The organism is Lysinibacillus sp. RC79, from assembly GCF_041262405.1.
Classification (GTDB): domain Bacteria; phylum Bacillota; class Bacilli; order Bacillales_A; family Planococcaceae; genus Lysinibacillus.
Map to the genome: position 1 here is coordinate 19,271 of NZ_JBGCCD010000047.1, position 11,319 is coordinate 30,589.

Here is an 11,319-nt window from a genome sequence, read left to right on the forward strand (position 1 = left end):
CCTAGAGAGGGGGTGGAAAAGTGAGTTGGTTAGGAAGTATTTTTCAGCGCAATAGGGACCTACCGTCCTCTTATGCTACAGAAGATAAAATCTTTGGTTTTGAAGTTGAACAACGAGCATATTTAAAGCAATTAGCATTGGAGATTTGCATTAATTTTATGGCCAGAACAGTTGCACAAGCAGATTTTCGTATTATGCAAGACAAAAAACGTATTCGAGATGATTGGGATTATTTATTAAATATCCGTCCGAATACAGATTCAAGCGCTTCGGATTTTTGGCAGGATGCTATTTATAAATTAATTCATGAACGAGAAGTTTTAATTGTGGTAAGTGATTCGAATGATTTACTTATCGCTGACAGCTTCATCCGTGAAGAACGAGCTGTTTACACAGATACATTTAAAAATGTAACAGTGAAAGAATTCACATTCATGCGAACCTTTAGTATGGATGAAGTGATTTATTTAACTTATAACAACGAAAAGTTATCACGCTTTATGAATGGCATGTTTGAGGATTTTACGCAGCTATTTAGTCGGATGGTTGAGACAAGTATGTTTGCAAATCAAATTCGTGCTACAGCCGGAATGGATACAACTCAAAAACTCGATGAAGAAAATCTGGGCAAGCTACAAAGTTTCATCGATAGGATGTTTAATGCGTTTCGCAAAAATGCATTCGCTATCGTACCGAAGTTAAAAGGCTTCGAATATGACGAGATTACAGATGGTTCAAATGGTGGGCGTTCAATTGATGACATTACTAAAGTGCTTGATAAAGCTATTGATTATGTGGCGGAGTTATTAGGTATTCCACCGGCGATTGTACATGGATCGTTATCAGATTATGAAACTGCTTTAAAAGCATATATCAAATTTACGTACAATCCATTGCTTAAGAAAATTAGTGATGAATTAAATGCGAAACTACTAGATAAAAAAGAATATCAATCAGGTAAACGAATTGAGGTTTTTGGTATTCAAGTGAAGTCTGTAACAGAAAATGCAGAGGCGGTTGATAAGCTTGTTGCAAGTGGAGCTTATAACCGAAACGAAGTTCGCGAGAAATTCGGTGATGAACGTGTTGATGATCCAGAGTTAGATAAGTATGTCATTACCAAAAACTATCAAACTGTAGCTGAATCGAAGGGAGGTGAGAAAAATGACAACAATTGAAATTAAAGGCGTAATCGTCATGAACGATTATAAAGAAGTCTACGATTGGTACGGCATTGAATGTACATCACCAAATGAAGTTATTAATCAACTACCTACTGATAATTCAGCAATTGAAATTATTATTAATTCGGGCGGTGGTCATGTTGATGCTGGAAATGAGATTTATGCTCGTTTAAAAGCGTATGAAGGCGAAGTAACAACAAATACTTACTCGATTGCAGCAAGCGCAGCTTCTATTATTGCTATGGCAGGTGATAAGGTTCTTATTTCTCCAACAGCTCAATTGATGATTCACAATGTATCAGGGTTGGTAGATGGTGATTATAGAGCTCATACACAAGAAGCAAAAGTGTTAGAAGGTTATAACAAAGCTATAGCAAATGCATACACATTGAAAACAGGGAAAACAGAAGAAGAAATTCTTCAAATGATGAATGACGAGACCTGGTTAAATGCTAATGAAGCAGTTGAAAAAGGGTTTGCAGACGGTGTTTTATTTGAAAATAAAATACAATATGTAGCGAGCTCGTATGCTATTTTGCCAAATGAAGCTATTAACAAAGCGCGTTTGATGATGAAAGAGCAACCTTCTGCTACTTCAACTGTGGAGGACAAGGTTACAAAAACTGATCTTGAAGCCTTTAAAAATGAAATTACAAATTTAATCAATCAATCAAAACAGGAACCAACGCCAGAGCCGGCACAACCGACTAACAAGCGTAAAGGGTTCCTTTTTTAATAAACGAAAACAAGGAGGTAACCAATAATGGTTATTAAATTAAACAATCACACTGAAAATTACGAAGAGGCGAAATTAAATTACGCAAACGTTGTGAAAAATGAAGAATCTACACCTGAACAAGTTGAAGCTGCATGGGTAAATATGCAAGATGCATTAGTGAATTCTTTAACTACTCAAATTTCAAATGAAGTTACTAACAATACATTAGATCAAGTTATTTTATCTAACCGTGGAGTAGATGTAATGACTGCAGAAGAAACTAAATTCTTCAATGTTGTTGTATCAGACGGTTTCCAAGATGAAATTGTTCTCCCATATACGATTGAAGAACGTATTTACGATGACCTAACAAGTGACCATCCATTGTTATCTGTAATCAACTTCCGCAACTTAGGAACGATTACATTAACCACTATTACATCTGAATACGAAGGCGCGGCTGTATGGGGTCCTATTTTTGGAGACATCAAAGGTCAATTGAACGCGGCATTCAAGCAAGAAAAAATCGCACAATCTAAATTAACAGCGTTTGTCGTATTGCCAAAAGACCTTGCCAAATTCGGTCCTAAATGGGTAGCGGCTTATGTACAAACACAAATCACAGAAACGTATGCAGTAGCATTGGAAAATGCGATTATCAACGGTGCCGGTCCTACAAAAGAAGAACCGATTGGTTTAATTCGTGATTTAGCAGCAGCGGTAGACCCAACAAATGGTCATGCTAAAAAAGCGGCAGTAGGTGCATTGACATTAGCTGATCCAAAAACAATCATCAAAGAATTTTCAGGAATCGGTAAAAAGCTATCTGAGAAAGAAAATGGCAAGCCTTTAAACGTTAGCGGAAAGGTTGCACTAGTGATTAACCCTGCTGATGCATGGGATTTAAAAGGTGACTTCACTATTCAGAACTCACTTGGTGATTACATTACTAAATTACCATTTAACTTCACCCTTATCGAATCAGAATTCGCGAAAAAAGGTGAGTTAATTGCGTTTGTGAAAGATCGTTACGATGCATACCGCGGTGGTGGAATTGAGGTTACGGAATACAAAGAAACTTTAGCTATGGAAGATTGCAATTTGCACATCGCTAAAACATTCGCCTTTGGTAAGCCACGCGATAACAAAGTAGCAGCGATTTACACATTACCGGTAACTCCTTAAATTTTAAGGGGTTTCCACTTTTAGGAGGGATAACAGTGTATAAAGTAGTCCGAGATTTCAAGGATAAAGATGGTCGATTTTATCGCGAGGGTGACGTTTTCCCTGCGCCAGACGCGAGAAAACAAACAGCTGCACGACTTAAAGTATTATCGTCCACAAATAATTCTTATGGTCAGGTTTTTATTAAGAAAAATGAAGCACCAAAAGAAAAGTAGGTGAGTTAATGAATGAAATCACACCAGAACTTTTATCTGAATTTAAAGTACGCATGAAACTTGGTGATGATGAGGACGATAATTTAACTCGCATCTTAAAAGCATCTGTAGAGGATTTACAAGACATTTGCGGTGATTATGATATAAACACTAGTGAACGCTTTAAAGAGCTTGTATTCGAGCGTTCTCGCTATGTTTACAATGATGCACTTGAATACTTCCACAACAACTTTCTAACGCAATTAAACAACCTTAACATCGCAAAAGCACTTGAAAGTAGTGAAGTCGATGAAACAGTTTAAATACAATGAAAACAATCATTCCGGCTTATATCGTCATTGGATTTTACTTCGCAAACGTACTTTAATTGAAGATGAATTATTACAAGAAATCCCATCGTTTGAGGACTACGGAGGCTATTGGGCCATGGTTAAAACGCTAAAAGGTAGCGAAAAAATGGGGGCCGGAAGAGAGCAAACAAAAGTCGAGAAACGTTACGTATTAAAGTATGCAAAATCTTTAGATGAATTTATCGATAGTGAACATACAACTTTCGAAGTGGTCCAAAAGGGCGTTGTATATGATGTTAAAAGCGCCACTAATGATGATGATATGAATATTACCGTCACAATTGTTGTAGAAGGGCGGTCATAGGATGACATTATCTGAACTAGCTCAAAAAATAAAGGCGCTTGGTTATCCAGTTGCTTATTCACATTTTAAATCAGGACAAGCGCCTCCCTATATCTGCTATCTCGTTGTGGATGGCGATACATTCAATGCTGATAATACAGTTTTATTAGAAATTCCTTATGTAGACATAGAATTGTATGTGACCAATAAAGATTTGGTTGCCGAGAAGAAAATAAAAGATATGCTAAAAGAAAACAAACTCCCTTGGGACTACGATGAAATATTCATCCAATCCGAGGGAGTTTTTAAATGCACATTTTCAATTTCTTTTATCGATTAAGAAAGCAAAATATAGCCTTCCACACGAAAGAGAGTTGGTGTATAGATGGATATTAATAATTTGGCAAAAGAGATTAATAAACAATTAGCTTTATATGCTAACTTCGTTGAAGAAGAAATAGATGCAGTAGCAAAAGAGGTAGCAGGAAAAGCAGTTACGAAACTTAAACAAACTTCTCCTGTAGGTGATTATACAGGTGGAGGTCAATATGCTTCAGGTTGGAAAGTAAAGAAGCAAAAAGGTAAATATATAGTTCACAATGCTACAAATTATCAACTTACTCACTTACTTGAAAAAGGTCATGCAACTATAGATGGAGGGCGTACTAAAGCGATTCCACATATTAAACCTGTAGAAGTAGAGACCAATAAGGATTTCGAAAAAGAACTTATAAAAAGAATTTCAGAATGATTACAACGTATCTATTACGTTTTACTAAATAAAAGAAATGGAGACTATTAACCTATGAAAAAAAATAGAGTTCAATATGGTTTAACAAATGTACACTACGCAACATATGAACGTGATGCAGATGGTAACTATAAATATGATACACCAGTACGATTAGAAGGTGGTGTATCTTTAGTGACAAGCCCAACAGGTGACCCAATGAACTTCTACGCAGACAATGGGATTTTCTTCTCTCGTAACTCTAATACAGGTTATGAAGGTACACTTATAATCGCTATGATTACAGATCAATTTCGTACCGATGTATTAGGGGAGAAAATGGTGAATGGCGGTTTCTTAGAAACTTCTGACGCTAAAGGTAAAGACATTGCTCTTATGTTCGAAATTGATGGAGATGCAGAAGCTAGTCGCTTTGTATACTATGACTGCACAGTAGCACGTCCATCTCAAAATGCTAACACAACTGCAGAATCAATTGAAATTGAAGGACAAGAATTATCATTTACTGCTAAACCACGTATCAATGATAAAGCTATTCGTTGGAATACTGGTACAGCTACTCCAGAAGAAATGTATAACGACTTCTTCAAAGCAGTTATCGAGCCTGTTGAAGTCGAAGCTGCATAAGATAAATAAATTTAAAACGGAGGAATTACTCCTTATGGCAGAAAAAACAGTAAATATTTATGGTGAAGATGTAACATTCAAAGTTACAGGACAAACACCTTTAATGTATCGAGCGATGTATCCTGGTTCTGACTTTTTAAAAGACTTTATGAACCTAGAGAAAAATCAAGCTCAAGGAAACGCTTTTGAATCAATTGAGTTCTATCAAATGGTCTATTGCTTGGCGAAGAAGGCTAATCCAGAGATTCCAGAAATTAACGTATGGCTAGATACATTTGAAAATGGCTTCCCGGTTATGGAGATTGTTAATGATGTATTGCCATTGATTCAAGCAAACTTCATTTCTACTCAACTTAAAAAAAAGGCAACAAGAGCAAAGAAGTAAATGATGATCCTTCCACAGCCGTTTACTTATTGATGGCTAAAGAAGCTAAACTTTCATTTGATGAAATGGATTTAATGTCTATTGGCATGGTATTAGAACATATTGAATTGTATTTTGAAATGAAAATTCCTAAAGATGATAAAAACGGAAAAGTTACAGTTAGAAAAGCAACACAAGCAGATATTGATGCGCTGAAAATCAAATAAACTCCTGGGGAATTACCGATAATGGTAGTTCTCCTTTTTTATCATACGCAGAAGATTCGTTTGTGATTTTCTATGAAAAATTATAGAAAGGAGCAAATAAATTTAATGGCCGGAAAAGGTATTAAAGGTATTACTATTGATATCGGTGGTAATACATCAGGATTGGATAAAGCATTAAAAGATGTAGAATCAACAGCATCCAAAACCCAGAAAGAACTAAGAGAAGTAGAAAGAGCCTCTAAACTTGATCCATCGAGCGCAGAACTCTATGCACAGAAACAACAACTATTACAAAAGCAAGTACAAAACACATCTGAAAAGTTAGATGTATTAAAACGAGCGCAACAACAAGTAGAACAACAATTCGCTAATGGAGATATTGGAGAAGAACAATATAGAGCTTTTCAACGTGAATTAGTTACTACAGAAGCTTCTCTTAAATCTTATCAAGCTCAAATGGATAAGACACGTAATGAATATCATGCATTAGGTCAAGCGACTAAAGATATGCAAACGTTCTTTGAAGCTACTGGTACATCTGTAAACACTTTCTCAGACATCTTAGGTCAGAAATTGACGAATGCCATTAAGGAAGGTAAAGCGAGTTCACAGCAATTGGAGCAGGCATTAGAAAAGATGGGAAGAGCCGCATTAGGTTCGGAAGCTGATATAGAGAAGATGAAACACGCTCTCGCTAATGTAAATCAAGATGGCTTAGATAAAGTTAAGAAAGAATTAGGTCAGATTGCCAAAGAAGCAGATAAAGCAGGGGATTCCGTCAATGGCTTTGGTAATAAACTACAGGCTGTAGCAGGAGCATTAATGGCAGGCGGTGGATTAGCCGCTATGATCCACGAAGCATTAGATGTATCTACGCTTAATACTAATATTGAAATATCTATGGGTGTTAAAGGTGGAGACGTTGAAGCTGTTCGAGGTTCAATTAATAGTGTAGTTGCCGCAATTGGTGACGAAGAAGCAGCATATGAAGGTGTTCGTAGGCAAATGACGCTGAATAAAGATGCGTCACAAGCAACGAACGACCAGATTATTAAAGGTGCAGCTATGATTTCTCGTGCTTATAAAGAAATTGACTTCAAAGAGCTAATTCAAGAATCACATGAAATCGGTAAGGAAATAGGAGCTTCACAAAAAGAAGCTCTAGCATTAACTAATCAATTATTATCAATCGGATTCCCGCCAGAACAATTAGATATTATATCTGAATATGGTGGACAGCTACACAGAGCAGGCTTTAATGCAGAAGAAATCCAAGCAATTATGGCAGCAGGCGTTGAAACTGGTACATGGAATATTGATAACCTTTTAGATGGTTTAAAAGAAGGACGTGTTCGTGCGGCAGAGTTCGGAGAAGGTTTAAATAAAGCTCAAGACAATGCCGTTAGAGGCGCAGGATTATCTGCAAAAGCATTTGAAGATTGGGGAACAGCTATCGCTAAAGGTGGCGAAGATGGTAATGCGGCATTTCGTGAAATGACTCAAGCGCTTGCAGATGTAGAAGATGATACGAAACGTAATACTCTAGGTACTGAAATTTTCGGGACTATGTGGGAAGACCAGGGAGATAATATTATCGACACGATTCTTAACATGGAGAATCATTTAAAATCAGCAGATGATATGCAATCCAAACTCACAGAAGATACTAAAAAGATGGAATCTGATCCTGCTTATAGATTAGCGGAAGCTATGAATAAAGTTAAACAAAATTTAGCGCCAGTTTTAGCAGATATTGCAGAAGTAGTTGCTTCTATTGCAGACTGGGTTGCTGAGAATCCTAAGTTAACAGCTACATTAGGTGCAATCGTTGCAGTAATCGGTGTATTAGGTGGTGCATTTGCTGCTTTCATGCCTGCAATTGGTTCACTTGTCGGAATGTTAGGCGGTGCAAGTGCCGCGGCAGGTGTTCTAGGTACAGTAATGGCGGCATTAACTGGACCAATTGGTTTAGCAATTGCGGCTGTTGCGGCTATTGGTGTCGGTGTTTATGCATTAAACGAACATATGAGTCAATCAGCTTTGGAAGTCGAAGATTGGAGAGACAAAGTAAGTGACGGTACTGCAAAGGCTGTAGGTAGTTTCATGGATTTAGAAAAAGGTGCTACAGATGCTTTAACTCAATTAAAGTGGTCTGGTGCTACTCTGACAGATGAAATGGCTACTGATTTAATCGACAAGAATAATCAAATGACTGAGCAAGTCTTAACAGCTATGAAAGAACGTCATACAAGACAACTAGAAGAACAACAAGTATACTTCGAAGATTCATCTGCATTATCAGCAGAACGTGAAGCTGAAATTTTAGCACAAACTAAAGAACAACATGCAAAGCAAGAAACCGCTGTATCAGAAGGTCAAGCACGTATTAATGAAATACTTAAAACTGCATCCGATGAAAAGCGAGCAGTAACGAAAGAAGAGTATGCAGAGATTGATAAAATCAATGCAGATTTACAAACAAATGCTATTAAGTATTTATCTGAATCTGAGCGTGACCAAAAGGTTATTTATGAAACTCTTAAACGTAATGCAAGTGAGCTATCAGCACAACAAGCGGCAGATGTTGTTAAGAATTCTAATGAACAGAAAACTAAAACAATTAAGGATGCAGAAGAAACTTATAAACAACGTGTTGCTGCAATTACTAAAATGCGTGATGAAGATAAGACTATTTCAAAAGAAGAAGCAGATGCATTAATCAAAGAAGCAGAGCGTTCTAAGAACGATACAATCAAGAATGCTACTTTAATGCATCAAAACGTTGTCAAGGAAGCTAAAGGTCAAGCAAAGGAACATGTTAGTGAAGTAGATTGGGAAACTGGTGAAGTTCTAACTAAATGGGAAAAGTTCAAAGGTGATATTACTAAGAAAGCCGGAGAAATTAAAGATGGTTTCCTTAAATCTGTTAAAGAAATATGGACGGATGCTAAGAAGGTATGGGGAGATATTGAAGATGTGTTTAGTAAAGCAATCGACAATATTAAAGGATTCTTCAAAGGTCTTGTATTAAAGATTCCAAAACCTGAAATGCCTAAAATGCCTAGCTTCTCATTAGAAACTAGTACAAAAGAAATATTTGGTAAATCTATAACTTATCCTTCTGGTATCGGTGTAACATGGCATGCTAAAGGCGGTATTTTCGATTCACCTACATTATTCCCAACAGCAGGCGGTATGCATGGCGTAGGCGAAGCAGGACCAGAGGCTATTATACCTTTATCACCTAAAGTATTAGCTGGAATTGGTGAAGGTATCGCTAAACAAATGAATACTTCTCAACCACAAGTAGTTTATGTTCAACCCGCTCCTGTTTATATGGATGGCACATTAGTTGGCGAAATCACTTTTGATACAGTCGATCGATTACAATTTAACAAAACAAATATTGCAGGGCTATCAAAAGGAGTAAATATGAAATGATAATTCAACTTTTTAATGGCAAAAGATTAGATATAGCTGATTATAGTTTGAAACGTCTGTTTCATCATATCCCTTCAATTTCTTTAAGCCATATCACTGAGAATGTGGAAGGCAGAGACGGTTTGCTGTTCATGGAAACATTCTTAGAATCTAGAGTTATATCGGTAGAGTTATTATATGAATCGTATGATATTTATGATTACTATTTATTGCGTGATGAGATCAATGCTTTATTTACTCGTAAAGAATCATTCTATGTCATCTTTAAAAATGAATCATATAAACGATATTTGGTAAGGTTAAATCAATCGTTTGAAGTTGAGCCAAACCAATACATGAACTCGTTCACAGTGGAATTTACTTGTGTGAATATATTCGGTGAAGCTGTTGCAGATACTAGCTCTCTAAAAGAATGGGATAGTAATAAATGGGCATGGAATGGTCAAATTACATGGGATGATGATTTAAAGTATTCGTTTAACTCAAATTCATTCATAGTTAATAATTTAGGTAATGTTGATATTGACCCGAGACAAAGCGAGTTAGAAATAATTATAAAAGGTACATTTGCATCCTCTGTAGTGATTAAGAATGAAACTACAGGGGATGTTTATGTTTACAATGGTAATCTTACAGCGATTGATGAACTCGTTTTAAAAGGTGTGCAATCGTTTAAAAATGGCACAAGTGTATTCAGAAATACAAATAAAAAATTAATTCGATTATTTACAGGAGAAAACAATTTCACTGTTTCTGGTGGAACTGTATCGTCTATCGATTTTAAATTTAGATTCTTATATTTATAGAAAGGAGAATAAAATTTGACAATCATTTTAAATAGTACTGGTAATCCTATTACTCGTGAAGAACGTATAAAGATTAACGAAAACTGGGATAGAATTATCGCAGGATTAACAGAAATGCAATATCAAATCAATATGTTGGCAGGCGGAGAGGACGTCCAAAAGATTCTTGAGGCGATACAAAAAGCACTAAATGATATTGCAGAAGCACAACATAAATCAGATGAAGCATTATTAAAAGCAGAAGAAGCTGTTGTTATTACTACAGAAGCAGCTGATAACGCAGATACTAAAGCAAAAGAAGCAGAAATTGCTACACAGAATGCAAATAACGCGGCTCAAAAAGCATTAGATTCTGTTCAAGGTGTTACAGAAGTATTAGCAGATTTAGACAAAATTAAACAAGCTACTATCACTGCTACTCAAAACGCTAATGAAGCTACAGTAAGTGCTAATCAGGCATCCACAGAGGCGAAAGAGGCAGCAAAACACTCAATAGAAGAAACAGATAAAACAATCAAAAATATGAATGATACTATTAGTGCTAGTTTAAATGATAATAACCAAGAAGTTATTGATTTGATAACTACCGCTAACAAAGAAATTCAAGACGCTATTAGTAATATGAGCGAACAAACTGATACAGCATTACAAAACGTCCAAGATACTATCACAGAATTAAATAAAATAACTATTGAGAATACTCAAAAGGTAACAGATGCAATTGATAATATGAAATCAGAAGTTAGTCAATCTATTATTGATGCAAATACGGCTACTGTTAACGCTAATAAAGCAACACAAGATGCTATACAAGCAACAGAAGAAATTAAAGGTTGGGGTACTGCTAGAATTTGGAACTCTATAGATGAGTATATTAAAAACAATGTTGTAACTGACAATGGTTCTACATGGCAAGCAACTAAACCTAACACGAACTCAAAACCTTCAACGAGTAATGAAAATTGGATACTACTTGCACAACGAGGTGTTGACGGTACAGGTGCTGTTAGTTCTGTAAACAACGTCTTCCCTGACGAACAAGGTAATGTACAGTTAAACATTAAACCAAGGGGCTGTCCAAAAAGTAAATGGTAAAAGTCCTGACAACAGTGGTGAAGTGACCTTAGTTCCTGAAGATATTGACGCTGAGACGCCACAAGGTGCACAG

14 protein-coding genes are annotated in these 11,319 nt (G+C 36.2%); all 14 read left to right on the plus strand.

Annotation, left to right across the window (positions count from 1 at the left end; translation table 11 throughout):
- Window positions 1–20: 20 nt before the first annotated feature.
- The 14 genes from ABH968_RS26280 (at window position 21) to ABH968_RS26345 (ending at window position 11,246) form a co-directional block, all read left to right on the plus strand.
- Window positions 21–1,178 (plus strand): phage portal protein, encoded by a 1,158-nt coding sequence (locus ABH968_RS26280; protein WP_370048765.1) that lies wholly within the window; start codon window positions 21–23, stop codon window positions 1,176–1,178.
- Window positions 1,165–1,920 (plus strand): head maturation protease, ClpP-related, encoded by a 756-nt coding sequence (locus ABH968_RS26285; protein ID WP_370048766.1) that lies wholly within the window; start codon window positions 1,165–1,167, stop codon window positions 1,918–1,920. The genes ABH968_RS26280 and ABH968_RS26285 overlap by 14 nt, the downstream gene beginning before the upstream one ends.
- Window positions 1,921–1,947: 27 nt before the next feature.
- The gene (locus ABH968_RS26290; protein WP_370048768.1) at window positions 1,948–3,087 is read left to right on the plus strand and encodes a phage major capsid protein; all 1,140 of its coding nucleotides are present in this window, start codon (window positions 1,948–1,950) and stop codon (window positions 3,085–3,087) included.
- A 35-nt stretch (window positions 3,088–3,122) separates the two neighbouring features.
- Window positions 3,123–3,302, plus strand: coding sequence for a termination factor Rho (locus ABH968_RS26295; RefSeq protein WP_370048770.1), 180 nt, complete (start codon window positions 3,123–3,125; stop codon window positions 3,300–3,302).
- Between the two features lie 8 nt (window positions 3,303–3,310).
- The gene (locus tag ABH968_RS26300; protein ID WP_370048771.1) at window positions 3,311–3,604 is read left to right on the plus strand and encodes a hypothetical protein; all 294 of its coding nucleotides are present in this window, start codon (window positions 3,311–3,313) and stop codon (window positions 3,602–3,604) included.
- A complete protein-coding gene (locus ABH968_RS26305; protein WP_370048772.1) occupies window positions 3,591–3,956 on the plus strand; it encodes a phage head closure protein in 366 nt (121 codons plus the stop codon). Before ABH968_RS26300 ends, ABH968_RS26305 begins: the two co-directional genes overlap by 14 nt.
- A 1-nt stretch (window position 3,957) precedes the next feature.
- The gene (locus ABH968_RS26310) at window positions 3,958–4,275 is read left to right on the plus strand and encodes a hypothetical protein (RefSeq protein ID WP_370048773.1); all 318 of its coding nucleotides are present in this window, start codon (window positions 3,958–3,960) and stop codon (window positions 4,273–4,275) included.
- A gap of 45 nt (window positions 4,276–4,320) precedes the next feature.
- Window positions 4,321–4,686 carry an HK97 gp10 family phage protein gene (locus ABH968_RS26315; protein ID WP_370048775.1) on the plus strand — a complete coding sequence of 122 codons (366 nt, stop codon included), beginning with the start codon at window positions 4,321–4,323 and terminating at the stop codon, window positions 4,684–4,686.
- Between the two features lie 54 nt (window positions 4,687–4,740).
- A complete protein-coding gene (locus ABH968_RS26320; RefSeq protein ID WP_370048776.1) occupies window positions 4,741–5,313 on the plus strand; it encodes a major tail protein in 573 nt (190 codons plus the stop codon).
- Window positions 5,314–5,347: 34 nt separating this feature from the next.
- Window positions 5,348–5,698: a hypothetical protein gene (locus ABH968_RS26325; protein ID WP_370048778.1), complete on the plus strand. Its 351-nt coding sequence runs from the start codon at window positions 5,348–5,350 to the stop codon at window positions 5,696–5,698.
- Window positions 5,699–5,730: 32 nt separating this feature from the next.
- Window positions 5,731–5,904, plus strand: a complete 174-nt coding sequence (locus ABH968_RS26330; RefSeq protein WP_370048780.1) for a hypothetical protein — start codon at window positions 5,731–5,733, stop codon at window positions 5,902–5,904.
- A 72-nt stretch (window positions 5,905–5,976) separates the two neighbouring features.
- Window positions 5,977–9,345 (plus strand): phage tail tape measure protein, encoded by a 3,369-nt coding sequence (locus tag ABH968_RS26335; RefSeq protein WP_370048781.1) that lies wholly within the window; start codon window positions 5,977–5,979, stop codon window positions 9,343–9,345.
- Complete coding sequence (locus ABH968_RS26340; RefSeq protein WP_370048783.1) at window positions 9,342–10,151, plus strand: phage tail family protein; 810 nt, start codon at window positions 9,342–9,344, stop codon at window positions 10,149–10,151. Before ABH968_RS26335 ends, ABH968_RS26340 begins: the two co-directional genes overlap by 4 nt.
- Window positions 10,152–10,166: 15 nt before the next feature.
- Entirely contained in the window at window positions 10,167–11,246 is a 1,080-nt protein-coding gene (locus ABH968_RS26345) for a hypothetical protein (protein ID WP_370048785.1), read from the plus strand.
- Window positions 11,247–11,319: the final 73 nt, after the last annotated feature.